This window comes from Streptomyces sp. NPDC096136 (assembly GCF_044763325.1).
Classification (GTDB): domain Bacteria; phylum Actinomycetota; class Actinomycetes; order Streptomycetales; family Streptomycetaceae; genus Streptomyces.
Window position 1 is genome coordinate 137,124 of record NZ_JBIWFZ010000012.1, and the last position, 25,853, is coordinate 162,976.

The 25,853-nt window shown below is 71.8% G+C and carries 17 protein-coding genes; 12 read left to right on the top strand and 5 right to left on the bottom strand.

Translation table 11 applies throughout. The annotated features are described in order from the left end of the window. The first annotated feature begins 13 nt into the window (after nt 1-13). From ACIRBY_RS24330 to ACIRBY_RS24345, 4 genes are read left to right on the top strand one after another with little or no spacing between them, the layout of a single operon-like run. Nucleotides 14-982: an ABC transporter permease gene (locus ACIRBY_RS24330; protein ID WP_403903807.1), complete on the top strand. Its 969-nt coding sequence runs from the start codon at nt 14-16 to the stop codon at nt 980-982. Further along, nucleotides 979-1,965 carry an ABC transporter permease gene (locus tag ACIRBY_RS24335; RefSeq protein ID WP_403903809.1) on the top strand — a complete coding sequence of 329 codons (987 nt, stop codon included), beginning with the start codon at nt 979-981 and terminating at the stop codon, nt 1,963-1,965. The genes ACIRBY_RS24330 and ACIRBY_RS24335 overlap by 4 nt, the downstream gene beginning before the upstream one ends. Next, the gene (locus ACIRBY_RS24340; protein ID WP_403903812.1) at nt 1,965-3,002 is read left to right on the top strand and encodes an ABC transporter ATP-binding protein; all 1,038 of its coding nucleotides are present in this window, start codon (nt 1,965-1,967) and stop codon (nt 3,000-3,002) included. The genes ACIRBY_RS24335 and ACIRBY_RS24340 overlap by 1 nt, the downstream gene beginning before the upstream one ends. Next, complete coding sequence (locus ACIRBY_RS24345; RefSeq protein ID WP_403903815.1) at nt 2,999-4,015, top strand: ABC transporter ATP-binding protein; 1,017 nt, start codon at nt 2,999-3,001, stop codon at nt 4,013-4,015. The genes ACIRBY_RS24340 and ACIRBY_RS24345 overlap by 4 nt, the downstream gene beginning before the upstream one ends. A 93-nt stretch (nt 4,016-4,108) precedes the next feature. Here the strand turns inward: ACIRBY_RS24345 and ACIRBY_RS24350 are convergent, their stop codons facing one another. After that, nucleotides 4,109-6,160: a prolyl oligopeptidase family serine peptidase gene (locus ACIRBY_RS24350; RefSeq protein WP_403903817.1), complete on the bottom strand. Its 2,052-nt coding sequence runs from the start codon at nt 6,158-6,160 to the stop codon at nt 4,109-4,111. 82 nt (nt 6,161-6,242) lie between these two features. Here ACIRBY_RS24350 and ACIRBY_RS24355 point away from each other — a divergent pair, with 82 nt between their 5' ends. After that, the gene (locus ACIRBY_RS24355; protein WP_403903820.1) at nt 6,243-7,820 is read left to right on the top strand and encodes an MFS transporter; all 1,578 of its coding nucleotides are present in this window, start codon (nt 6,243-6,245) and stop codon (nt 7,818-7,820) included. 34 nt (nt 7,821-7,854) lie between these two features. Further along, on the top strand, nt 7,855-8,325 hold the full coding sequence (locus ACIRBY_RS24360) for a hypothetical protein (RefSeq protein WP_403903823.1): 471 nt from the start codon (nt 7,855-7,857) through the stop codon (nt 8,323-8,325). Nucleotides 8,326-8,396: 71 nt separating this feature from the next. On the opposite strand, the gene ACIRBY_RS24365 is transcribed toward ACIRBY_RS24360, so the two are convergent. The 3 genes from ACIRBY_RS24365 to ACIRBY_RS24375 all read right to left on the bottom strand — a co-directional run bounded on the left by ACIRBY_RS24365 (nt 8,397) and on the right by ACIRBY_RS24375 (nt 13,504). After that, the gene (locus tag ACIRBY_RS24365) at nt 8,397-9,791 is read right to left on the bottom strand and encodes a cytochrome P450 (protein WP_403903825.1); all 1,395 of its coding nucleotides are present in this window, start codon (nt 9,789-9,791) and stop codon (nt 8,397-8,399) included. A gap of 126 nt (nt 9,792-9,917) precedes the next feature. Beyond that, complete coding sequence (locus ACIRBY_RS24370; protein WP_403903828.1) at nt 9,918-11,447, bottom strand: helix-turn-helix domain-containing protein; 1,530 nt, start codon at nt 11,445-11,447, stop codon at nt 9,918-9,920. Between the two features lie 164 nt (nt 11,448-11,611). Then, nucleotides 11,612-13,504, bottom strand: coding sequence for an amidohydrolase (locus ACIRBY_RS24375; protein WP_403903831.1), 1,893 nt, complete (start codon nt 13,502-13,504; stop codon nt 11,612-11,614). A gap of 191 nt (nt 13,505-13,695) precedes the next feature. On the opposite strand from ACIRBY_RS24375, the gene ACIRBY_RS24380 reads away from it, so the two are divergent. The 5 genes from ACIRBY_RS24380 (at nt 13,696) to ACIRBY_RS24400 (ending at nt 21,234) form a co-directional block, all read left to right on the top strand. After that, nucleotides 13,696-14,688, top strand: a complete 993-nt coding sequence (locus tag ACIRBY_RS24380) for a LacI family DNA-binding transcriptional regulator (RefSeq protein WP_403903834.1) — start codon at nt 13,696-13,698, stop codon at nt 14,686-14,688. Between the two features lie 262 nt (nt 14,689-14,950). Continuing rightward, entirely contained in the window at nt 14,951-17,665 is a 2,715-nt protein-coding gene (gene acnA / locus ACIRBY_RS24385; protein WP_403903836.1) for an aconitate hydratase AcnA, read from the top strand. Between the two features lie 219 nt (nt 17,666-17,884). Continuing rightward, nucleotides 17,885-19,312, top strand: a complete 1,428-nt coding sequence (gene ngcE / locus ACIRBY_RS24390) for an N-acetylglucosamine/diacetylchitobiose ABC transporter substrate-binding protein (protein WP_403903838.1) — start codon at nt 17,885-17,887, stop codon at nt 19,310-19,312. A 38-nt stretch (nt 19,313-19,350) separates the two neighbouring features. Further along, nucleotides 19,351-20,295, top strand: coding sequence for a sugar ABC transporter permease (locus ACIRBY_RS24395; protein WP_366456526.1), 945 nt, complete (start codon nt 19,351-19,353; stop codon nt 20,293-20,295). Nucleotides 20,296-20,307: 12 nt separating this feature from the next. Continuing rightward, nucleotides 20,308-21,234 carry a carbohydrate ABC transporter permease gene (locus ACIRBY_RS24400; RefSeq protein ID WP_403903842.1) on the top strand — a complete coding sequence of 309 codons (927 nt, stop codon included), beginning with the start codon at nt 20,308-20,310 and terminating at the stop codon, nt 21,232-21,234. Between the two features lie 10 nt (nt 21,235-21,244). On the opposite strand, the gene mgtA is transcribed toward ACIRBY_RS24400, so the two are convergent. Next, complete coding sequence (mgtA, locus tag ACIRBY_RS24405; protein ID WP_403903844.1) at nt 21,245-23,971, bottom strand: magnesium-translocating P-type ATPase; 2,727 nt, start codon at nt 23,969-23,971, stop codon at nt 21,245-21,247. A 544-nt stretch (nt 23,972-24,515) separates the two neighbouring features. Here mgtA and ACIRBY_RS24410 point away from each other — a divergent pair. Next, nucleotides 24,516-25,730 (top strand): ROK family protein, encoded by a 1,215-nt coding sequence (locus ACIRBY_RS24410; protein ID WP_403903847.1) that lies wholly within the window; start codon nt 24,516-24,518, stop codon nt 25,728-25,730. The last annotated feature ends 123 nt before the right edge of the window (nt 25,731-25,853 follow it).

Here is a 25,853-nt window from a genome sequence, read left to right on the forward strand (position 1 = left end):
ACCCGAAGCCGCCATGACCACCACCGCACCCGGCGCCGCCCCCGAGGCGGCCCCGGCCGGGACGCCCGCCGCGGCCGTCCCCCCGGGCAGCAGCCCCTGGCAGCTCGCCCGGCGGGAACTGCGCCGCCGCCCCGCCGTCCGCGTCAGCCTCTGCGTCGTCCTCCTCTTCGTCCTGACGGCCGTGACCGCCCCCTGGCTGGGCGCCCTCGGCGGCTGGTCCCCCGAGGAGTTCGACAAGTCCGCCGTCGACCCCTACCTCGCCGGCCAGCCGCTCGGCTCCTTCGGCGGGATCAGCCCCGAGCACTGGCTCGGCGTCGAACCCGTCACCGGCCGCGACCTGTTCGCCCGCGTCGTCCACGGCGCCCAGGTCTCCCTGCTCATCGCCTTCGCCGCCACCGCCATCGTCGTCCTCACCGGAACCGCCGCCGGCATCGCGGCGGGCTACTTCGGCGGCCGCACCGACGCCGTCCTGTCCCGGCTCATGGACCTCACCATGTCCTTCCCCTCCCTCATCTTCATGATCGCGATGCTGTCGGTGGCCAAGGACGTCAACCGGATCGTGCTGATGACCGCGGTCATCGGGCTCTTCGGCTGGCCCGGCGTCGCCCGCGTGGTGCGCGGCCAGACCCTCTCCCTCAAACACCGCGAGTACGTCGACGCCGCCCGCGTCGGCGGATCCGGCCCCTGGCGGATCCTGACCCGCGACATCCTCCCCGGCGTCTCGGGCCCCGTCATCGCCTACACCACCCTGCTGATCCCCGGCATGATCAGCACCGAGGCCGCCCTCAGCTACCTCGGCGTCGGCGTGCGCCCGCCCACCCCGTCCTGGGGCCAGATGATCGCCGAGTCCGTCGCCTTCTACGAGACCGACCCGATGTACTTCGTCATCCCGAGCGTCTTCCTCTTCCTCGCCGTCCTCGCCTTCACCCTCCTCGGCGACGCCCTGCGCGACATCCTCGACCCGAGGGGCGGCCGCAGTTGATCCTCTACCTCCTGCGCCGGCTCCTCGCCCTGGCGGGCGTGCTCGTCGCCATCGCCGCCGTCACCTTCCTCATCTTCTACGTCCTGCCCACCGACCCCGCCGCCGCGGCCTGCGGCAAGACCTGCAGCCCCGAACGGCTGGCCGACGTACGGGAGTACCTCGGCCTCGACCGGCCGGTCTGGGAGCAGTTCGCCCACTTCCTCACCGGCATCTTCACCGGCCGCACCCTCGGCACCGGCCAGTACGCCGTCCAGTGCGACTTCCCCTGCCTGGGCTACTCGTACGAGAACTCGCTGCCCGTCTGGGACCTGCTCATGGACCGCCTCCCGGTCTCCGCCTCCCTGGCCTTCGGCGCCGCCCTGCTCTGGCTGCTGCTCGGCCTGGGCGCCGGCGTCACCGCGGCCCTGCGCAAGGACACCGCCACCGACAAGGCCCTGATGGTCGGCGCGGTCGCCGCCGCCTCCCTGCCGGTCTACTTCACCTCCGTCATGCTCATCTACGGGGTGATCCGCATCGCCGGGCTGCTGCCCTACCCCAGCTACCACGAGCTCACCGCCGACCCGCTCGGCTGGGCCGGCAACCTGCTGCTGCCCTGGACCGCGCTCGCCCTGCTCTACGCCGCGATGTACGCCCGCCAGAGCCGCGGCTCGATGATCGAGGCGATGGCCGAGCCGTACATCCGCACCGCCCGCGCCAAGGGCATGCCCGAGCGGACCGTCGTCGTCAAGCACGGCCTGCGCTCCGGGATGACCCCGATCCTGACCCTCTTCGGCATGGACCTCGGCGGCCTGCTCGCCGGAGCCGTGATCACCGAGTCCATCTTCGGGCTCCCCGGCATCGGCCGGCTGTTTTACGGGGCGCTCGCCAGCTCCGACCAGCCCGTGGTCCTCGGGGTCACCCTGCTCGCCGCCTTCTTCATCGTCGTCGCGAACCTCGTCGTCGACCTCCTGTACGCCGTCATCGACCCGAGGGTGAGGTACTGATGACCGCCCCCGCCGCACCCCTCCTCGAAGTGCGCGACCTCAGCGTCACGTTCAGCACCCCGCGCGGCACCGTACGGGCCGTGGACTCCCTCGGCTTCACCGTCGAGGCCGGACGCACCCTCGGCATCGTCGGCGAGTCGGGCTCCGGCAAGTCCGTCACCTCCCTCGCCGTCATGGGCCTGCACCGGGCCGGCGCCGAGGTGACGGGCTCCGTCAGGCTCGCCGGACGGGAGCTCACCGGGCTCCCCGAGAAGCAGCTCGCCACGGTCCGCGGCCGGAAGATCGCCATGATCTTCCAGGACCCGCTGTCCAGCCTGCACCCCTACTACACCGTCGGCGAGCAGATCGCCGAGCACTTCCGGGTGCACTTCCGGGCCGGTCGGGCCGCCGCGCGCGCACGCGCGGTCGACATGCTCGGCGAGGTCGGCATCCCCGAACCGGCCCGCCGGGCGGGGGAGTACCCGCACCAGTTCTCCGGCGGCATGCGCCAGCGCGCGATGATCGCCATGGCCCTGGCCTGCGAACCCGACCTCCTCATCGCGGACGAGCCCACCACCGCCCTCGACGTCACCGTCCAGGCGCAGATCCTGGAGCTGATCGCCCGCCTCCAGCAGGAGCGCGGCCTCGGCGTCGTGATGATCACCCACGACCTGGGGGTGGTGGCCCGCGTCGCCCACGAGGTGCTGGTCATGTACGGCGGCCGCGCCGCCGAACAGGCCCCGGCCGAGGAGCTGTTCCACGGCCCCGCCCACCCCTACACCCGGGGCCTGCTCGACTCGCTGCCCCGCCTCGACAGCGCGGACGACGTCCCGCTGCCGTCCATCCCCGGCTCGCCGCCCTCCCTGCTCCACCCGGCGCCGGGCTGCGCCTTCGCCCCGCGCTGCGCCGTGGCCGCCGCGCCCCCCGCGGGGGACGCGGGACGCTGCACGGACGAACGGCCCGAACTGCGCCCGTACGGCTCCCCGGACCGGCTGGCGGCCTGCCACTTCGCCGGCGCGCTCCCCGCCGCCGCCCCTGCCCCGGAGGTGCCCCGATGACCGCCCCGGCCACCCGCCCCCACCCCGCCGCCGCGCGCGAGGGGTCTTCGTCCGGGCCGCTGCTGAGCGTCCGCGACCTGACGATGGCCTTCCCCGGAAAGCGCACCCTGACCGGGCGCCGCTCGGCGCCCGTCCGGGCCGTGGACGGGGTCTCGTTCGACCTGGAGGCCGGGCAGACCCTCGGCCTGGTCGGCGAGTCCGGCTGCGGGAAGTCCACCACCGGCCGGATGCTGGTGCGGCTGCTGGAACCCACCTCGGGCAGCGTCGTGTTCGACGGCCGGGACATCGGCCGGCTCTCCCAGAGCGCCCTGCGGCCCCTGCGCAGGAACATCCAGATGGTCTTCCAGGACCCGCACTCCTCCCTCAACCCCCGCCAGACCGTGGCCCGGATCATCTCCGACCCGCTGCTGGTGCAGGGCTGGAGCGCGGCCGACGCCCGGCGCCGGGCCGCGGAGCTGATGGAGCTGACCGGACTGATCCCCGAGCACATCGACCGCTACCCGCACGAGTTCTCCGGCGGCCAGGCCCAGCGCATCGGCATCGCCCGCGCGCTGGCCACCAGCCCCCGGCTGGTGATCGCCGACGAGCCGGTCTCGGCGCTCGACGTCTCCGTCCAGGCGCAGATCGTCAACCTGATGGAGCGGCTGCGCGCCGAACTGGGCCTGGCCTACGTGTTCATCGCGCACGACCTCTCGGTGGTCAAGCGGGTCAGCGACCGGGTCGCGGTGATGTACCTCGGCCGGATCGTGGAGATCGGGGACAAGAGGTCCCTGTACGAGAACCCGCAGCACCCGTACACCCGGGCGCTGCTGTCCGCCGTCCCGCTGCCCGACCCGGCGGCGGAGCGGCGGCGCGAGCGGATCGTGCTGCTCGGCGACCCGCCGAGCCCGGCCGCCCCGCCCCCGGGCTGCACCTTCCACCCGCGCTGCCCCCGGGCGCAGGAGATCTGCCGCACCGAGCGGCCGCTGCTGCGGGTCGTCGCCTCGCGCGAGGTGGCCTGCCACGTGGTGTAGGCGGAAGGGCCCGGGTGGCGACGGGCATCACGGGAAGAAGGCAGGGCCCCGCGGGCGAAGGCGTCCGCGGGGCCCTGCCGGTGGTCCGGGGGACTACGCCAGTTCGCGGCGGAAGAACTCCAGCTCCAGCGCCATGATCTTCTCCCGGGCCCCGCCCGGGGTCATGTGCGTGACGCCGGGCAGCGCCAGCAGCTGGTGCGGGCGGCCCGCGTCGGTCAGCGCCTGCGACAGCCGCAGGGTGTGCGACGGGTGGACGTTGTCGTCGGCCAGACCGGTGACCAGCAGCAGCGGCCGGGCCAGCCGGGGCGCGTCAGGGATCAGGGAGTCCCGCTCGTACACCTCGGGGTGGTCCTGGGGCAGGCCCAGGTAGCGCTCGGTGTACGCCGTGTCGTAGTGCCGGAAGTCGGTCGGCGCGGCCCCGGCGGCCGCCGCGTGGAAGACGTCCGGGCGGCGCAGCACCGCCATCGCGGCCAGGTACCCGCCGTAGGACCAGCCGCGGACGCCCACCCGGTCGAGGTCGAGGTCGCCGTGGCGGGCGCCGAGTGCCCGCAGGGCCGCGACCTGGTCGTCGAGGGTGACCTCGGAGAAGCCCCGGTACATGGCGTGGGTGTGGGCGGGGGAGACGTTCGCGGTGCCGCGGTTGTCGACCGTGACGACGGCGAAGCCCTGGTCGGCCCACCACTGGCGGTGCTGCCAGCGGCGGGGCTCGGCGCAGACGTCCTGGGCGCCGGGGCCGCCGTAGCTGTCCATCAGGACGGGCAGGCGCCGGCCGGGGACGTGGCCGCGGGGCAGGACGAGGGCGGTGGGGATCGCGCGTTCGGTGACCCGCTCCAGGGCCGGGACCACCCGGAAGGGCAGGGGCGCCGACAGGTCGCGGGGGCTGAGCTCGCGGCCGTCGGCGGTGTACAGGGTGCGCCGGACGCCGTCGGCGTCGGCGGAGGTCAGCAGCAGCGCCCCGGTCGCGCAGGCGCTCACGGTGTGCACGCCGGGCCCGTCGGCGAGCGGGGTGAGCGCGCCGGTCGCCGGGTCCAGGAGGAGCACCTGCTGCTCGGAGGGGTCGCGCAGGGCGGCCTCGACGAGCAGCCGGTCCCGGTGGATCCCGACCACGGCGCGGACCTGGACGTCCTCGCCGGTGAGCGGCTTGCCGTCGACGGCGAGGCCGCGCGCGGCCGCCTCGCCGACGTCCGCGGAGGTGAGGACGCGCCCGTCGGGCAGGCGGGCCGGGGTGCCGGGCAGGGGGTCCACCCACAGGGGGTGCGTGGTGCGCGAGAGCTCGCGGGTGCGGCCGGTGGCGGGGTCGGCGGTGAGCAGCAGGACGCACTGCTGGAGCCGGTCCTGGACGGTCAGCAGGATCTCGTCCTCGGACTCCCAGCCCGCGTCGGAGACGTAGGGGAAGGCGGCGGCGTCCCAGTCGAGCCGAACCCGGCCGCCGTCGGAGCGCAGGACCCACAGCTGGACGTCGGCGTTGGGACCGCCCGCCTCCGGGTAGGCGAAGTCCTCGGCCGGGAGCTCGGGGTGCGCGGGGTCGGTGAAGTGGCGCCGCTGGAGGGCGCTCTCGTCCACCCGGGCGGCGAGCAGGGAGAGCCCGTCGGGGGACCACCAGTGGCCCCGGGTGCGGTCGAGCTCCTCGGCGGCGGCGAACTCGGCGACGCCCCAGCGGGCCCCGTCGTCGGGGCTGATCCGGCCCCCGGGCGCGGTGTGGAGGGCGTCGTCCGCCACGTAGGCCGTGCGCGAGCCGTCGGCGGCGGGGCGCGGGTCGAAGACGGGTCCGGCGGTGGGGACCGGTGCGGGTGCGCCGTCGCAGGCGACCTCGTAGAGCCGCCCGTAGAGGGGGAAGACGGCGCGGCGGCCGTCGCCGGAGAGGGCGTAGGTGCCGATCCCGGCGGCCACGAGACGGGTGCGCTCGCGCAGCCGGCGCTCGATCGCGGGGAGTCCGCCGGGTTCGGGGGCGAGGACGCGGGGGTCGGCGAGCAGGGTCTCCTCGCCGGTGGCGGTGTCGAGGACCCAGAGGCTTTCGACCGCGTCGGCGGGGCCCGTCGAGCGCAGGAACCAGAGGAGGCGCCCGGCGTCGCCGAAGGAGAAGGCGCGGGGCGAGCCGTGGGTGAACCGGGCCGTCGCGGCGGACCGCCTGAGGAAATCGTCCATGATCTCAGTCTGCCATGTGAAATATCACATGGGCTAACCCATTCGAGTGGTGACCCTTGGGGGGCGGGCGTAGCGTCGACTGGTGGACCCGAACGCATCGCCGCACAGCACCGGGACCGACGGCACGGTCCGAGGGAAGGGCACCGGCAACGGCAACGGGCTGGCCCTGTTCGTCCTCGCCTCCTGCCAGTTGATGGTCGTCCTCGACATCACCATCGTGAACATAGCGCTTCCGCACATCCAGACGGCACTGCATTTCTCCACCGAGAGCCTCTCCTGGGTCGTCAACGCCTACACCCTCACCTTCGGCGGACTCCTCCTGCTCGGCGGCCGCACCGGCGACATCCTCGGCAGGAAGCGCGTCTTCGTCTCCGGCGTCCTGCTGTTCGGCCTGGCCTCCCTGCTCGGCGGACTCGCCCAGAACTCCGGACAGCTGATGGCCGCCCGGGCCCTCCAGGGCGTCGGCGGCGCCATCGCCTCCCCGACCGCCCTGGCGCTGATCACCACCACCTTCCGCGAAGGGCCCGCCCGCAACCGGGCCTTCGGGGTGTTCGCCGCCGTCTCCGCGGGCGGCGGTGCCATCGGGCTCCTGATGGGCGGCCTGCTCGTCGAGTGGCTCAACTGGCGCTGGGTGCTCTTCGTCAACGTGCCCATCGCGCTGGTCATCGCCGTGATGGCGCGCAGGGTCCTGCACGAGTCCGAACGCCATCCCGGGCACTTCGACCTGGCGGGCGCGCTGCTGGGAACCGGCGGCATGGTCGCGCTGGTCTACGGGTTCATCCGCGCCTCCCAGGACGGCTGGAGCAACCCCGGCACCCTCGGCTCCTTCGGCGCGGCCGTGGTCCTGCTGACCCTGTTCGTCCTCAACGAGCGGCGCTCGCCGCAGCCGATCACCCCGCTGCACATGTTCGCGGACCGCAACCGGGCCGGAACCTACGGGATCATGCTCTTCCTCGCCTGCGCGATCTTCGGCATGTTCTTCTTCCTGACCCTGTTCGTGCAGGACGTCCTCGGCTTCAGCCCGCTGCGCGCCGGCCTCGCCTTCCTGCCCGTCAGCGTCATGGTGGCCCTGACGGCCACCGCCACCTCCCGGCTGCTGCCCCGGTTCGGGCCCAAACCGTTCATGGTCACCGGCGCGCTCTGCTGCGCGGCCGGACTGTCGTGGCTGACGCGGATCGACGTCCACTCCACCTACCCGGGCAACATCCTCGGCCCGATCCTCGTGTTCGCCGCCGGCATGGGCATGCAGTTCGTCTCGCTGACCCTGACGGCCCTGTCCAACGTGCCCGAGCGCGAGTCGGGCGCGGCGTCCGGACTCCTCAACTCCATGCAGCAGGTCGGCGGCTCGCTCGGCCTGTCGATCCTCGTCACCGTCTTCGGCACCGCCAGCCGCAACGAGGCGAAGGACCAGGCGCTGCCCTTCGTGCGCGCCTCCACCCCCGAGCAGAAGGCCTTCTTCCTGCGCACGCACCAGTTCCCCAAGCCCTGGTCCGACCTGGTGCTCACCTCGGGCGTGAGCGCGGCCTTCGAGGCGGCGGCGGCCTTCACCCTCGTCGGGGCGCTGATCGCGGTGTTCGTGATCCGGGTCCGGGCCTCCGACCTGGAGCGGTTCAAGGGCAACCACACCCCGGCGGGCGTTCCGGGGGAATCCCCCGGGTAGGGTCGGCTGGTCATCGATCACCGGGGGGAAACCGATGCTCCGACCCATCCTGCGCGGCGCCGCCGTGACGGCCCTGACCGTCACCCTGGCGGCGCTCACCGTCTCCTGCGACAGCGGCCGGACGTCAGGGCCCGGGCCCGCCGCGGCCGCCCTCGCCGCCTCCGCCTCCGACGCCGGTCCCCAGCCGCCGTCCCCGCAGCCGGAGCGGGTCCGGGACGCCTTCGCCGGGCTCCAGGCCACCCTGGAGGACTCCTGCACCCCGGCGAACTGCGCGTACCTCCTCGGCAGGGTCCACGACGAACTCCACCGCGTGGACCGCGCGATGAAGGCGGACCCCAAGGGCCCCGGCCACTTCCCCGAGCCGATCGCCCTGATCGCCGGCCTCGACCGGGAGCTGGGCGCCGACCACGGCTTCGAGAACCTGAAGCGGCACCAGCCCGCGGTGTTCGGCGCCCGGGACGGGGTCGCCACCTGGATGCAGGACCACCCCGAGGACTACCGCTGACCGCGCGGCCCGCCGCCGCCCCGGCAATCCGCCGCTGACCACGCCGGCCACCGCGGACCGCGGCCGGTCCGCTACCGCCCGGTGCGGCGCACCCGGCAGCGCACGGGCCCCTTGGTCTGCAGGGTGATCCCGGCGCCGAGGGGGACTTCCGTGTCCACCGCCTCGAACTCGTAGGCCCGCAGGATCATCGCCAGCGCGATCACCGACTCCAGCATCGAGAAGTGCTGGCCGATGCAGGCGCGCGGCCCGCCGCCGAAGGGGAACCAGGCGTAGCGCGGGCGTTCGGCCTCGGCCTCCGGAGTGAAGCGGTCGGGGTCGAAGCGGTCCGGGTCGCTCCAGTAGCGGGGGTGGCGGTGCGTCACCCAGGGGGCCAGGATCACCGTGGCGCCCGCCGGCACGGCGTACCCGTCGATCTCGGTGGCCGCCACCGCCTCCCGCCCGATCACCGGCGCGGCCGGGTACAGCCGCATCGCCTCCTTGAGCACCCGGGTGAGGTACGGCAGCCGGTCGAGGTCGGCGGCCTGCGGCGTACGGTCGCCCAGGACGCGCAGGACCTCCTCCCGCGCCAGGGCCTGCTCCTCGGGGTGGCGGCCGAGCAGGTGCAGGGCGAAGGCCAGCGAGGTGGCGGTCGTCTCGTGGCCGGCCAGCAGGAAGATCAGCACCTGGTCGCGCAGCTCGGCGGCGTCGAAGGCCGCGTCGCCCGAGCTCTGCGCCCCGGCCAGCAGGGTCAGCAGGTCCTCGGCCGGCGCCCCGCCCGCGTCCGCGGACCGGCGCCGCTCGGCGATGATCCGGTCGCAGACCCCGTACAGCTCGTCCATGGCTGCGGCGGCCCGCCGGTTGCCCGGGGTCGGCCAGCCGCGCGGGACGTTGACGGGGGAGTAGCCGCGGGCCAGGACGTAGTCGGTGATGACGGGGAAGCACCGGTGGACGACGTCGACGGTGGCGTCCACGTCGGAGCCGAAGAGGATCCGGGACACCGCGCGCAGCGCCAGGTGCATCATCTCGTCCGAGACGTCGACGATCCCGTCCCGCGCATCCGTCCAGGCCGCGAGGGTGGCCGCGGTCTCGGCCGCGACCGCCCCGGCGTAGCCGTCCACCCGCTTGCGGGTGAACAGCGGCTGCACGAGCCGGCGCTGGCGCAGGTAGTCCTCGTCCTGGGCGGTCAGCAGGCCGTTGCCGAAGGTGTCCCGGATCTCCTGGTAGAAGGGGTTGTCCTTGCGGAAGTTGGCCGACTCGGAGGCCAGGACCTGCTGCGCGCCCTCGGCGGAGAAGACGCAGTACATCTCCATGCGCAGTCCGGGCGGGCCCACGTCGATCCGTACGACGTCGCCGTGGCGCCGCTGTGCCCGCAGGTAGGTGCCCAGGGAGTCGGCCTTCAGGTCGAGGAGCGACCCGAGCAGCGGCACCCCCTCCAGGCCGGGGACCTCCGTCCCCGCACCCGTCTGCGCACTCGTCCCCACTGCCATGGCCGCCCCCTCGACTCCGTACCGACGAGGGGGATTCTGCCGTCCGCGCGCCCGCCCGGGCGAGCGTCCGCGCGCCAACCGGCCGAATAACGCCCCCGGTCCGGCGGGCGGGCGGACGCTGCGGTCCTAGATGTCCCGGAAGATCTCGATCTGGGCGCCGACCGAGTTGAGGCGCTCGGCGAGCTCCTCGTAGCCGCGGTTGATGACGTAGACGTTGCGCAGCACCGAGGTGCCCTCCGCCGCCATCATCGCCAGGAGGACGACCACCGCCGGGCGCAGGGCCGGCGGGCACATCATCTCGGCCGCGCGCCAGCGGGTGGGGCCCTCGACCAGGACGCGGTGCGGGTCCAGGAGCTGGAGGCGGCCGCCCAGGCGGTTGAGGTCCGTCAGGTAGATGGCGCGGTTGTCGTACACCCAGTCGTGGATCAGGGTCTGGCCCTGGGCCGTCGCCGCGATGGCCGCGAAGAACGGGACGTTGTCGATGTTCAGCCCGGGGAAGGGCATCGGGTGGATCTTGTCGATCGGGGCTTCGAGCTTGGAGGGGCGGACCGTGAGGTCGACCAGGCGGGTGCGGCCGTTGTCGGCGACGTACTCCGCGGAGCGGTCGTGGTCCAGGCCCATCTCCTCCAGGACCGCCAGCTCGATCTCCATGAACTCGATCGGCACCCGGCGGATGGTGAGTTCGGACTCGGTGACGACGGCGGCGGCCAGGAGGCTCATCGCCTCGACCGGGTCCTCGGAGGGGGAGTAGTCGACGTCCGCGTCGATGTTCGGGATGCCGTGCACGGTGAGGGTGGTGGTGCCGATGCCCTCGACCTTCACGCCCAGCGCCTCCAGGAAGAAGCACAGGTCCTGGACCATGTAGTTGGAGGAGGCGTTGCGGATGACGGTGACGCCGTCGTGGCGGGCCGCGGCCAGCAGGGCGTTCTCGGTGACTGTGTCCCCGCGCTCGGTCAGGACGATCGGGCGGCCGGGGGAGACGCCGGGCTCGACCTTGGCGTGGTAGATGCCCTCGGTCGCGGTGATGTCCAGGCCGAAGCGGCGCAGGGCGATCATGTGCGGCTCGATGGTGCGGGTGCCGAGGTCGCAACCGCCGGCGTAGGGCAGGCGGAAGTGGTCCATCCGGTGGAGCAGCGGGCCCAGGAACATGATGATGCTGCGGGTGCGGACGGCCGCCTCCGCATCGATGGCGTCCATGTCGAGGACGGCCGGGGGGATCAGCTCCAGGTCCACGCCGTCGTTGATCCAGCGGGTGCGGACGCCGATGGAGTTGAGGACCTCCAGGAGCCGGTAGACCTCCTCGATGCGCGCCACCCGGCGCAGCACCGTGCGACCCTTGTTGAGCAGCGAGGCGCACAGCAGGGCGACGCACGCGTTCTTGCTCGTCTTGACGTCGATCGCACCGGACAGGCGGCGGCCGCCGACCACGCGCAGGTGCATCGGTCCGGCGTAGCCCAGGGAGACGATTTCGCTGTCGAGCGCTTCACCGATTCGGGCGATCATCTCAAGGCTGATGTTCTGGTTGCCGCGCTCGATGCGGTTCACCGCGCTCTGGCTGGTGCCGAGCGCTTCGGCGAGCTGGGTCTGGGTCCAGCCCCGGTGCTGCCGGGCGTCACGGATGAGCTTGCCGATGCGTACGAGGTAGTCGTCTGCCATGGGTGCACGTTATCTCAGATATGAGATGGTGATCGCATCGGGTGGTACGAATGGGTGACATAAGGGTGTTGCGGGCGAGAAGGGGCTTACCGGACGTCAGGTCGTGGCCCAGGACGAGGGGGAGGGGGAGGGCGGGCGGGGCCGGGGCCCCACCCGCCCCTCCCTCAGTGGCCCGTGCAGCCGCAGGCGCGGTGGCGGCCGCCGTGGACCGCCGCGTACGAGGCGGGGCGCGGGGCCGCCGCCCCGCGGGCCAGGCCCGCCGCGGCGGCGCGGCCCGCCGCCGACCCGGCGTCGTGCACCACGCGCCCGCCGACCAGGGTCATCCGCACCTGCGTCCCGCTGATGTCGGCGACCGGGCAGCGCGTCACATCCCGGTCCAGCAGCACCAGGTCCGCCGCCTTGCCCCGCTCCACGGTCCCGGTCAGCCCGTCCTGGCGCAGCTGCCAGGCCGTGCCCAGGGTGTGCATCCGCAGGACGGAGGTCCGGCCCAGCGCCTCCAGCTCCGGGTGGAGCGCGCCCGCGCCGTACGCCCCCTGGCGGTCGATGGCGGTACGGAGCTGGTTCCACACCTGGAGCGCGTCCACCGGCCAGTCCGAACCGCCCGTCAGCCGGGCCCCGGCCCGCTCCAGGCTGCGCGCCGGGTACATCCGGCGGTGGCGCTCCGGACCGATGTACGGGAGCAGCGCCTCCATCGTCCAGGTGTCGGCGGTGGCCCACTGGAGCTGCATGCAGGCCGCCACCCCGAGCTGGGCGAACCGCCGCAGGTCGGCCGGGTCCACCAGCTGGAGGTGGGCGATCGTGTTGCGGAGGTCGCGCCGGCCCGTGGTCCGCAGCGCGGCCTCGTACCCGTCCAGCGCGGTGCGCACCGCCCGGTCGCCCAGGCCGTGCGCGTGCATCTGCCAGCCGGCCGCGTTGAACGCGGCGGTCAGCCGCCCGTAGTCGGCGGCCGAGGTGTACAGCTCGCCCCGGTTGGCGGTGGGGCGGCCCTGGCCGTCGAGGTACGGCTCCAGGAGGGCGGCCGTCTGCGCCGGGTACTCGATGACCCCGTCCAGGAACACCTTCACGGTGCCGAAGCGCAGCCCGGCCACACCGCGGAACTCCCGCTCCAGCCCCAGCGCGTAGGCCTTCGAGGCCGCCGGGTCCTTCGTCTGCTCCACGTCCAGCCGGATCGCCGGCACGATCCGCTGCGGGAGCCGCCCGGCCGCCGAGAGGGCCTGGTAGAGCTCCAGTTCGTGCCGTCCGACCAGGGCGTCCATCATCGTCGTCACCCCGGAGGCCGCGGCCTGGGCCAGCACCTTGGCGCAGGCCTCGACGAGCTCGGCCCGGGTGGGCTCCGGCACGTGCCGCTTCACCAGGTCCTGGGCGTCGTCCTTCAGCACGCCCGTCGGCTGCCCGTCCGCGCCCTTGACGATCCTGCCGCCCGCCGGGTCGGGGGTGGCGGCCGTGATGCCCGCGATGTCCAGCGCCCGCCGGCTCGCCCAGAGGTTGTGCCCGTCGCCGCCGACCAGGACCACCGGACGCCGGGTCGGCAGCGCGTCCAGCAGCGCGTGGTGCGGGAGGGTGCCGGCGGGCAGCAGCCCGACCGGGTTCCAGTCCTCCACCACCAGCCAGGTGTCGGGCTCCGCCCCGGCGCCGCCGGTGTCGGCGAGGAAGCCCGTGAGGATCTCCGTCAGCTCGGCGGCCGTGGTCTCGGCCCCTTCCAGCGAGGGCCGCAGCGACCGGTCGCCCGCGCCCAGCGGGTGGACGTGCCCGTCGTGGATCCCGCTCATCAGGGTGGCGCCGCGCCCGTCGACCACCTCGGTGTCCCGGCCGGCCAGCCTGCGCACCTCCGCGTCGGAGCCGGCGGCGAGGATCCGCCCGTCGCGGCCGACCGCCACGGCCGTCACCGGCGCACCGCCGGACGTACCCGTGAACACCCGCGCGCCGTGCACCACCAGGGCGGCCGGTCCGCGCGCCGGGGCCGCCGAGGCGCTGCCGGCCGCAGGGCCCAGCAGGCCCGCCGCTCCGGCGGCCCCGGCCGCCGCGAGGAGCCCACGCCGGGAAACAGAAGACGTCATGACCACTCCAAACCGTTGGCTGTGGCCAGGACACTGGGTGATTAACCCCTTAACCAGAACCCGCCCGCCGCGACGGATTCCGCACGGCGCGCCGCACCGGGGGCGCCCGGCGGGCCACGGCCGGCCCCCCGGGCGGACCGACCCCGGTCCGCCGGTCGCCGCCGTACCCCGCCGGGCGCGGAATCCGTACGATGACCCGCGTGCCGCCCGGACCGACCCTCGCCGACATCGCCCGCGCCGCGGAGGTGTCCACCGCCACGGTCTCGCACGCCCTCAACGGCACCGGCCGGCTCGCCGAGGGCACCCGGCGCCGGGTCCGCGAGATCGCCACCGGCCTGGGGTACGGCGCCCCGCGCGCGCCCCGCACCCGCACCCTGGGCCTGGCCGTCACCACCTTCGCCGGGGCGCCCTGGAACTTCGTGGCCGTCGCCTACTTCTCCCGCTGGCTGACCGCCGCCACCTCCGCGGCCCACGCCCACGGCTACGCCCTGACCACCCTGCCCGCCGACCGGGGCGCTGGAACCCCCTGGCACCACCTCGCGGTGGACGGGATGCTGCTGCTCGACAGCCCCTACGACGACCCGGTGCTGCGCGCCCTGCGGGCCCGGGGCATCCCGCTGGTCTTCGACGGGCGCCCCGCCGACCCCCGTCCGGGCGACGTCTGGGTGGACAACGACCACACCGCCACCACCCACGAGGTGCTCGACCACCTCGCCGGGGCGGGGGCGCGCCGCATCGCGCTGCACACCGGGTTCGGCGACGAGCACTACACCCGGGCCGTCACCGAGGCGTACGGCCACTGGTGCGCGCGCCGCGGCCGGACCCCGCTGCCGATCCGGTTCGACCCGCACGACGGGCCCGGCCACGCCTTCGACCGGGCCTTCGCCGGGGGTGCGGCCGACGCCGTCTACTCCCTGTACGACCCCGGCGGCCGCCAGGCGCTGGCCGCCGCGGCCCGGCACGGCCTGTCGGTGCCGGGCGACCTGCTGCTGGTCTGCGCGAGCGAGGACCCGGCGTACGCGGACTGCCTGCCTCCGGTCACCACGGTCACCCTCCACCCGGAGGCGCTCGCCGAGACGGCGGTGGCCGCCCTGGTGGCCCTGCTGGAGGACGGCGCCCCCGCCGCCCCGGAGGGGCTCACCGTCCCCGCGACGCTGCTCCACCGGACCTCCTCCGTCCGTTGAGCGCGCCGTGACCAGATGTGCGGCAGCAGTGGACGGCGGGTGAGGGGCGGTGCGACGTGCCGAGACGGACACGGAGGCGTGCTGACCCGAGGCGCGGCCATGTACTAGAGTTATCTCGACATCGAGATATCTGCCGAAGGCGCACCGCAGCCGCCCCCGTGGGTAAGGGTTACCTAACTTAGCCTTACCTTAGCGGATTGGCCACAGGGCGTGGCGGCAGGATGCGGTCATACGCGCGAAATCATGCATGAAGGAGACTGTCGTGTCGGCGAACAGCTTCGACGCCCGCAGCACGCTGCAGGTGGGCGACGAGTCGTACGAGATCTTCCGGCTGGACAAGGTCGAGGGCGCCGCGCGCCTTCCCTACAGCCTGAAGGTCCTGCTGGAGAACCTGCTCCGCACCGAGGACGGCGCGAACATCACCGCCGACCACATCCGGGCGCTCGGCGGCTGGGACTCCCAGGCGCAGCCCAGCCAGGAGATCCAGTTCACGCCGGCCCGCGTGATCATGCAGGACTTCACCGGCGTCCCCTGCGTCGTGGACCTCGCCACCATGCGCGAGGCCGTCAAGGAGCTCGGCGGCGACCCGTCCAAGGTCAACCCGCTCTCCCCGGCCGAGCTGGTCATCGACCACTCGGTCATCGCCGACAAGTTCGGCACCAAGGACGCGTTCTCCCAGAACGTGGAGCTGGAGTACGGCCGCAACAAGGAGCGCTACCAGTTCCTGCGCTGGGGCCAGACCGCCTTCGACGACTTCAAGGTCGTCCCCCCGGGCACCGGCATCGTCCACCAGGTCAACATCGAGCACCTGGCCCGCACGGTCATGGTCCGTAACGGCCAGGCCTACCCCGACACCCTCGTCGGCACGGACTCGCACACCACCATGGTCAACGGCCTCGGCGTGCTCGGCTGGGGCGTCGGCGGCATCGAGGCCGAGGCCGCGATGCTCGGCCAGCCGGTCTCCATGCTGATCCCGCGCGTCGTCGGCTTCAAGCTGACCGGCGAGCTGCCGACCGGCACCACCGCCACCGACCTGGTGCTCACCATCACCGAGATGCTGCGCAAGCACGGCGTCGTCGGCAAGTTCGTCGAGTTCTACGGTGAGGGCGTCGCCGCCACCTCCCTCGCGAACCGCGCCACCATCGGCAACATGTCGCCGGAGTTCGGCTCCACCGCCGCGATCTTCCCGATCGACGACGAGACCCTGAAGTACCTGCGCCTGACGGGCCGCGACGCCCAGCAGGTCGCGCTGGTCGAGGCGTACGCCAAGGAGCAGGGCCTCTGGCTGGACCCGAAGGCCGAGCCGGACTTCTCCGAGAAGCTCGAGCTGGACCTCTCCACGGTCGTCCCGTCCATCGCCGGCCCGAAGCGCCCGCAGGACCGCATCGTCCTGGCCAACGCCGCGCAGCAGTTCGCCGTGGACGTCCTGAACTACGTCGACGACGCCGACGAGGCGGGCAAGGAGTCCTTCCCGGCCTCCGACGCCCCGGCCGCCACCAACGGCGTCCCGAGCCGCCCGACCCAGGTCACCCTGGCCGACGGCACTTCCTTCGAGATCGACCACGGCGCCGTCACCGTCGCCGCGATCACCTCCTGCACCAACACCTCGAACCCCTACGTCATGGTCGCCGCGGCGCTCGTGGCCAAGAAGGCGGTCGAGAAGGGCCTGACCCGCAAGCCGTGGGTCAAGACCACCCTGGCCCCGGGCTCGAAGGTCGTCACCGACTACTTCGACAAGGCCGGCCTGACCCCGTACCTCGACAAGATGGGCTTCAACCTCGTCGGGTACGGCTGCACCACCTGCATCGGCAACTCCGGTCCGCTGGACGAGGAGATCTCGAAGGCGATCAACGAGCACGACCTCGCGGTCACCTCGGTCCTCTCGGGCAACCGCAACTTCGAGGGCCGCATCAACCCCGACGTCAAGATGAACTACCTGGCCTCCCCGCCGCTGGTCGTCGCGTACGCCATCGCGGGCTCCATGAAGGTGGACATCACGGCGGACGCCATCGGCACCGACACCGAGGGCAACCCGGTCTTCCTCAAGGACATCTGGCCCTCCGAGGCCGAGGTCAACGACGTCGTGGCCAACGCCATCGGCGAGGACATGTTCTCGAAGTCCTACCAGGACGTCTTCGCGGGCGACGCCCAGTGGCAGGCGCTGCCGATCCCGACCGGCAACACCTTCGAGTGGGACGCCGAGTCCACCTACGTGCGCAAGCCCCCCTACTTCGAGGGCATGACGATGGAGACCACCCCGGTCTCCGACATCGCCGGCGCCCGCGTGCTGGCGAAGCTGGGCGACTCGGTCACCACCGACCACATCTCCCCGGCGGGTGCGATCAAGGCCGACACCCCGGCCGGCAAGTACCTCACGGAGCACGGCGTCGAGCGCCGCGACTTCAACTCGTACGGTTCCCGCCGCGGCAACCACGAGGTCATGATCCGCGGTACCTTCGCCAACATCCGCCTGCGCAACCAGATCGCGCCGGGCACCGAGGGCGGCTTCACCCGGGACTTCACCGTCGAGGGCGCGCCGGTCGCGTTCATCTACGACGCCTCGCAGAACTACCAGGCCGCCGGCATCCCGCTGGTCATCCTGGCCGGCAAGGAGTACGGCTCGGGCTCGTCCCGCGACTGGGCCGCCAAGGGCACCGCGCTGCTCGGCGTCAAGGCCGTCATCGCCGAGTCCTACGAGCGCATCCACCGCTCCAACCTGATCGGCATGGGCGTCCTCCCGCTCCAGTTCCCCGAGGGCGCCACCGCGGCCTCCCTGGGCCTCACCGGCGAGGAGACCTTCTCCTTCACCGGTGTGGAGGAGCTGAACGACGGCACCACCCCGCGCACGGTGAAGGTCACCACCGACACCGGTGTCTCCTTCGACGCGGTCGTCCGCATCGACACGCCGGGCGAGGCCGACTACTACCGCAACGGCGGCATCATGCAGTACGTCCTCCGCAACCTCATCCGCGGCTAAGGGCGCGCCAGGCGGAGTGATCCGCCGCTTGTCGGCACCATAGGGCCGTACCCCCGTCAAAGGGGGTGCGGCCCTTCCGCTTTTCGGGGCGGGGGAATCGGGTGACGGACAGGTCTCAACTCGGAAAAGCCGGGAACGATCCTTGTGCACGATCTTGCTCAGCAAAGCGGGAGTGGACTATACCTGTGCCCCAATCCTGACGAAGGCGAGGACTTGAGCATGGGATCCACCGGTGAGGGCTTCGGCCGCCGTGATCTGATCAAGCGCTCCGCAGCGCTCGGACTGATCGCCGTGCCGACGATGAGCTTCCTGTCCGCCTGTGCCTCCGGCGGTGGGGACACCTCCACGAAGGGGCCCGACAAGGGGCTCGTGTCCAAGGAGAACCCGTTCGGAGTCGCCAAGGGCGGCAAGCTCGACGTGGTCGTCTTCAAGGGCGGGTTCGGCGACGACTACGCGAAGGCCTGGGAGGCCGCCTTCGACAAGAAGTGGGGCACCACCAGCTCCCACCTGGGCACCCAGGAGATCGCCGCCAAGCTCCAGCCGCGCTTCAACGGGGGGAACCCGCCGGACGTCATCGACGACTCCGGCGCCCAGCAGATCAAGGTCGACGTCCTCGCCAAGGGCGGCCAGCTCGCCGACCTCACCGCGGTGCTCGACGCCCCCTCGCTCGACGATCCGGGCAAGAAGGTCCGCGACACCCTGATCGCGGGCACCGTCGAACAGGGCACCCAGGGCGGCAGGTTCGTCTCCCTCAACTACGTGTACACCGTCTTCGGCCTCTGGTACTCCGGCAAGCTCTTCCAGGAGAAGGGCTGGACCGAGCCCAAGACCTGGGACGAGTTCCTGGCGATCTGTGCCAAGGCCAAGGAGGCCGGCATGGGCGGCCTGGCCCACCAGGGGAAGTACCCCTACTACATCAATGTCGTGATCATGGACCTGATCGCCAAGAAGGGCGGTCTGGAGGCCATGAAGGCCATCGACAACCTCGCCCCGAACGCCTTCGAGGGCAACCCGGCCGCCCTGGCCGCCGTCGAGGCCGTCTACGAGGTGGTCGAGAAGGGCTACCTGATGCCCGGCACCAACGGCCTCACCCACACGGAGTCGCAGACCGCCTGGAACCAGTACAAGGCCGCCTTCATCCCCTCCGGCTCCTGGCTGGAGAACGAGCAGCTCAAGCAGACCCCCCCGGACTTCGACATGAAGTTCCTGCCGGTCCCGGTCCTCGCCGACAGCAAGCTCCCCTTCACCGCCATCCGGGCGGGCGCGAACGAGCCCTTCATCGTCCCCGAGAAGGCCGCCAACAAGGCCGCCGGCCTGGAGTTCCTGCGCTCCATGCTCTCGCGCGAATGGTCGACCATCTTCGCCCAGCAGGCCAACTCGCTCACCGTCGTCAAGGACGGCGTGGACCCGGGCGTCAAGCTCCGCCCGGGCACCCAGTCCGCCGTGGCCGCCGTCAAGGCCGCCGGGGCGGACACCTTCAACTACCTGTACCCCGACTGGTACAGCGAAATGGACACCGAGATCCAGAACGCGTCCAATGAGCTGATGGCCCAGCGCATCCAGCCGAAGGAGTGGATCAAGCGGGCCCAGGCCGCGGTGGACAAGGCCGCCAAGGACCCCAACGCCAAGAACAACCACCGCAGCTGACCCCACGTCCACCGGCGGCGTCACCAGGGACGGACACCATGAGCCAAGTAGCCCGGAGCAGGGGACGGACCGGCTTCATCGCCGGCTTCCTCGTCCTGCCGCTCGCGCTGTATCTGACCTTCGTCATCTGGCCGTACGTTCAGACGTTCGGCTACTCCTTCACCAACTGGTCGGGCCAGTCGCCGACGTTCGACTTCGTCGGCCTGGAGAACTACTCGGCCCTGATGGAGGACGAGGTCTTCCGCGGCGCCCTGTGGCACAACCTGCTGCTCCTGGTGTTCGTCCCCGTCATCACCATCCTGCTGGCCCTCTTCTTCGCCTTCATGGTGAACGCGGGAGGGCGCAGCGGGGCCGGCGGGGTGCGCGGCGTCCGCGGTTCGGCCTTCTACAAGATCGTCTACTTCTTCCCGCAGGTCCTCTCCCTCGCCATCCTCGCGGTCCTCTTCGGGGCGGTGTACCGCAGTGACGCGGGCGGCCTGCTGAACGGATTCCTCGCCAAGGCGGGCCTGGTCGACCCGGCCCACCCCGTCGAATGGCTCAACCAGCCCGACCTGGTCCTGTGGTGCCTGCTGCTCGTGGTGGTCTGGCACGGGGTCGGCTTCTACCTGGTCCTCTTCTCGGCGGCCATGCAGTCCGTCCCCAAGGACATCTACGAGGCCGCCCTGCTCGACGGCGCCGGCCGCGCCCAGACCTTCCTGAGGGTCACGCTGCCCCTGCTGTGGGACTCCGTGCAGACCTCGGCGGTCTACCTGGGCATCGCCGCCATGGACATGTTCGTCCTGGTGTCCACCATGACCTCCGGCCAGTTCGGCGGCGGCCCGGACCACCACAGCGAGGTCATGGCGACCGTGCTGATGCGCAACTTCCTCTACTTCGGCAAGAGCGGCTACGCGTGCGCCATGGGCGTCGTGATGCTCGTCCTGACCATGATCCTCTCCGTCGTCACGCTGCGCGCCACCCGCCGCGAGCGCATCGAGTTCTGAGCGGGAGACCCGATGACCACAGTTGTCAAGGCACCCGGCGAGTCCGCCGCCGAACGGTCCGGGGGAGGCGGCCGCCCCGACGGCGGCGGCAGGGCCCGCTCCGAGGGCACGGTGCTGAACGTCTTCTCCCACGGCTTCCTCGCCGTCTGGGCGGTGCTGATCGTCCTGCCCCTGGTCTGGCTGGCGCTCGGCTCCTTCAAGACCGACTCCCAGATCGGCGCCTCCGCCCTGAGCTGGCCCACCAACTGGCACTTCGACGCCTTCGGCCGGGCCTGGGACAAGGGGATCGGCGGCTACTTCGGCCACACCCTCGTCGTACTGGCCTTCTCCGTGCCGCTGACCATGCTGCTCGGCTCGATGGCGGCGTACGTGCTGGCCCGCTATCCCTTCCCGGGGAACCGGGTCGTCTACTACTTCTTCGTCAGCGGGGCCATGTTCCCCGTGTTCCTGGCGCTCGTCCCGCTGTTCTTCATGGTCAAGCGCCTGGACATGCTGAACACGTACCAGGGCCTGATCCTGGTCTACGTCGCCTACTCGATGCCCTTCACCGTCTTCTTCATGCACTCCTTCTTCCGCACCCTGCCGACGGCGGTGCACGAGGCGGCGGTGATCGACGGGGCCTCCGACACCCGGATCTTCTTCCAGGTGATGCTCCCGATGGCCAAGCCCGGCCTGATCAGCGTGGGGATATTCAACGTCCTGGGCCAGTGGAACCAGTACATCCTGCCCTCCGTGCTGATGCAGCCCCAGAGCGGATCGGACCCCGAGCGCTACATGCTCACCCAGGGCCTGATCCAGCTCCAGTACCAGATGGGCTACGAGACCGACCTGCCGGTGCTCTTCGCCGGCGTGACCATCGCGATGATCCCGATGCTGGTGGTCTACCTGTCCTTCCAGCGCCAGATCCAGGCGGGGCTGACCTCGGCCACCCTCAAGTAGGCCGGCCCCCTCACAGCCAGGTGCCGAACCGGCGGACGTACCAGGTCTTCACCAGCTGGGTCAGCGTGCAGTACGCGAGGAGCACGCCGACCAGCCAGGGGAAGTAGTCCGCCGGCAGGGCGGTGAAGCCCAGTGCGGGGGCCAGAGGCGAGAAGGGCAGCCAGAGCCCGGTCAGCACCGCCAGGACGGTCGCCACCATCACCGGCCAGGAGGCGCGGGACCGGAGGAAGGGGATCTTGCGGGTCCGGATCATGTGCACGATGAGGGTCTGCGAGAGCAGGCCCTCGACGAACCAGCCGGTCTGGAAGAGCGAGGCCTCCGCGACGGTGTTCGCGGCGAACACGTTCCACATGATCACGAACATGGCGATGTCGAAGATCGAGCTGATGGGGCCGATCGTCACCATGAAGCGGAAGATGCCCTTGGCGTCCCAGTTCCGCGGCTTGCGCAGGTACTCCTCGTCCATCCGGTCCCAGGGCGTGGCCAGCTGGGCGATGTCGTAGACCAGGTTCTGGACCAGCAGCATGATCGCGAGCATCGGCTGGAAGGGGATGAAGGCGCTCGCCACCAGGACCGAGAAGACGTTGCCGAAGTTCGACGAGGCCGTCATCTTGATGTACTTGATCGTGTTGCCGAAGGTGGTCCGGCCCTGGACCACGCCCTGCTCCAGGACGGTCAGGTCCTTCTCCAGCAGGATGATGTCCGCCGACTCCTTGGCGATGTCGACGGCGGTGTCGACCGAGATGCCGACGTCGGCGTCCCGCAGCGCGGCGGCGTCGTTGATGCCGTCCCCGAGGAACCCGACCGTGCGGCCGTCCGCCTGAAGGGCCCGGACGATCCGCGCCTTCTGGACCGGGTTGACCTTGGCGAAGACCGTCGTACGGGCGGCCAGCGCGCGCAGGCCGGCGTCGTCGAGGGCGTCCACCTCGCAGCCCTGGACCACGTGGCCCACCGCGATGCCGACGTCGGCGCAGACCCGCGCCGCGACGAGCTCGTTGTCGCCGGTGACCACCTTGACCGCGATGCCCTTGTCGGCCAGGCCCTGCAGGGCCCGGGCGGCGGAGGCCTTCGGCGGGTCGAGGAAGGCGAGGAAGCCGACCAGGGTCAGCCGCTCCTCGTCCGCGACGGTGTAGGTGTCGCGCGGGACGTCGATCCGCCGGGTGGCCACGGCCAGCACCCGCAGGCCCCTGCGGTTGTTGTCCTCGGCGATCGCCCTGGCGCGCCGGCGCAGCTCCTCGGTGAGCTCCACCCGCTCGCCCCGGTCGGTCATGTGGCCGCAGAGGTCCAGGACCTCCTCGACCGCGCCCTTGGTGATCATCACGTGCTCGGAGCGGCCGGGGCCGTCCACCATCGCGTTGCGGTTCAGGACCACGGACATCCGCCGTCGGGCGAAGTCGAAGGGGATCTCGTCGACCATCGTGAACCGTGCGTCGACGACAACCTCCTCGGCCTCGTTCACACGGTCGATGACCGCCTGGTCCAGCAGGTTGCGCAGGCCGGTCTGGAAGTGCGCGTTGAGGTAGCCGTACTCCAGGACCTCGCCGTCCTCGTCGCCGTGCACGTCCAGGTAGCGGTCCAGGACGATCCGGTCCTCGGTCAGCGTGCCGGTCTTGTCCGTGCAGAGCACGTCCATGGCGCCCAGGTTCTGGATGGCGTTGAGCCGCTTGACGACGACCTTGCGCCGGGACATGGCCATCGCGCCGCGCGCCAGGTTGGCGGAGACGACCATCGGCAGCATCTCGGGGGTCAGGCCCACCGCGACGGCGACACCGAACAGGAAGGCCTCGTTCCAGTCGCCCTTGGTCAGGCCGTTCACCATGAAGACGACCGGGACCATGACCAGCATGAAGCGGATCAGCAGGAAGCTGACCCTGCGCACGCCGTTGTCGAAGTTGGTCTGCGGGCGCTCGCCGACGAGGGTGCCGGCCATGGAGCCGAAGTAGGTGTCGGAGCCGGTCGCGACGACCACGCCGGTGGCGGTGCCGGAAGTGACCGAGGTGCCCATCAGGCAGAGGTTGTCGGCCTCCACCGGGTCGGTGGTCCCGGGCCGGCCGAGGTCCTCGGTGCCGGGGGAGGCGTCGGCCTTGGCCACCGGCAACGACTCGCCGGACAGGGCCGCCTGGCTGACCATCAGGTCCTTGGAGGTGATCAGCCGCAGGTCGGCCGGGATCAGGTCGCCGGCGGCCAGCCTGACGAGGTCGCCCGGGACCACCTGGTCCATGGGGATCTCGAGCGTGGTCGCCACCGAGCCGCTGCCGGCCCGCCGCTGCACCGCACAGGTGGTGGTGACGAGCCGCTTCAGGGCGTCGGCGGCGCGGCCGGAGCGGTACTCCTGCCAGAACCGCAGCAGTCCGCTGAGCGCCACCATCACGGAGAGGATGAGGACGCCGGGGTCCTTCGGGTCCTGCCAGAACATGACGGCGGCCAGGAAGACCAGCACGCCGATGAAGGGGTTGCAGAACGCCTTCGCGAGCTGCACCGGCCACGGCGGGGTGCGCTCCCGGGCGACGGCGTTGGGGCCGTGCAGCCCCAGGCGGCGCACCGCTTCGCCGTGGGTGAGGCCGCCCCGGGAGGAGTCGGCCTCCTGGAGGACCCGCACCACCGGGCGGGTGCTGATCGCGGCGAGGCGCTCGCCGACGAGACGGGTGGCGGCCTCCAGCTCGGCGGCCTTGCGCTCGCGGCGGGTCCGGCCCGGCGGTGCGAGCTTCGCCGGGGAACGGGGGGTGAGCATGGTCATGACGAATACCTCCCTCCACCGCGTCCGGGCAGCGCGGAGCCGCGCGGTCACGTGGAGTGGTCATGGTGCGGCGCGGGGCGGCGGGGGCCGCCACGGGGTGCGCCGTGGACACGGATGACGTATGCCTGACAGGAGAGTCAGGGCATGCGGAAGGAAGGGGAAAGGTTCCCCGGGAAAGAACGGTTCGGAGAGAACGGTTCCCTGCGGAAACGGTCAGCCGGCGAGGACGCGGCGAAGACTTCGATCGGGACTCATCCCGAACACCTCCTCGCGTCGCGCCGTCAGTACACGGCGCCGGGTCCGGCCGGAAGGCCGCAGAGGACGGGGCGCCTCAGCGACCGTAACACGATCTCGGAGGGTGGTGTTCACCCTTTTGGCCTGCGGTGTCCTTTTCCGTCTGCCTCAGGGCCTTGACGTCTCAGGGGCCAAAGGCTCGACTTAAGGTTCACAAGTTGGAGAGAAGCCGGGGTCTCGGAACACCTACCGCGACGACCGGCCGGGGGGCGACGGATGGCCGTCGCTTATGGGCAGGAGTGGATGGGTCGTGCAGACTCCCGGATCGCAGTCCTCGCTGCATCGCGCGAATCTCGAACGGGTCGTGCGGGCGGTGCGCCTCGCGGGTTCGCTGACGCAGGCGGAGATCGCCCGCACCACCGGACTGTCGGCGGCCACGGTCTCCAACATCGTCCGCGAGCTCAAGGAGGGCGGGACCGTCGAGGTCACCGACACCTCGGCGGGCGGTCGGCGGGCGCGCAGCGTCTCGCTCAGCGGGGACGCGGGCATCGTGATCGGCGTGGACTTCGGCCACACCCACCTGCGGGTGGCCGTCGGCAACCTGGCCCACCAGGTGCTGGCCGAGGAGTCCGAGCCGCTGGACGTGGACGCCTCCTGGGTGGACGGCTTCGACCGCGCGGAGGCGCTGGTCGGACGGCTGGTCGAGCAGGTCGGCGTGGCCCGGGACAAGGTCATCGGCGTCGGGCTCGGCGTCCCGGGCCCCATCGACGTGGAGTCCGGCACCCTCGGGTCGACCGCGATCCTGCCGGGCTGGGCGGGGATCAACCCGCGCCAGGAGCTCTCGCAGCGCCTCGGCGTGCCCGTCTACGTGGACAACGACGCGAACCTCGGCGCCCTCGGCGAGCTGGTGTGGGGCAGCGGGCGCGGGGTCAGGGACCTGGCGTACATCAAGGTCGCGAGCGGTGTGGGCGCCGGCCTCGTGATCAACGGGCAGATCTACCGCGGCCCCGGCGGCACGGCCGGGGAGATCGGGCACATCACCCTGGACGAGTCGGGCCCGGTCTGCCGCTGCGGCAACCGCGGCTGCCTGGAGACCTTCGCCGCCGCCCGCTACGTGCTGCCCCTGCTCCAGGGCAGCCACGGGCCGGAACTGACGATGGAGCGGGTGGTCGAGCTGGCCCGCGAGGGCGATCCGGGCTGCCGCCGGGTCATCGCCGACGTGGGGCGGCACGTCGGCAGCGGCGCGGCCAGCCTGTGCAACCTCCTGAACCCCAGCCGGATCGTGCTCGGCGGCTCGCTGGCGGAGGCGGGCGAGCTGGTCCTGGCGCCGATCCGCGAATCCGTGGGGCGGTACGCGATCCCGAGCGCGGCCCGGCAGCTGTCGGTCCTGACGGGGTCGCTGGGAGCCCGCGCGGAGGTGCTCGGCGCGCTCGCGCTCGTACTCAGCGAGATGGGCGATTCGACGCTTTTGGCGGAAAATGGGGGTGGGATGCGTACTCCCGCCGTCGTGTCTTCATTTAGATAACGGATGACTCCGTTGTCATCTCGTTAAGGATTCACTCCTTGACGGCAAACTCGCGGCCGGGGTTGACTCACATCCACCTCGGCCGCGGTGTTGCGGCCTCGTCAGGGAGGTTCACTTCATGAA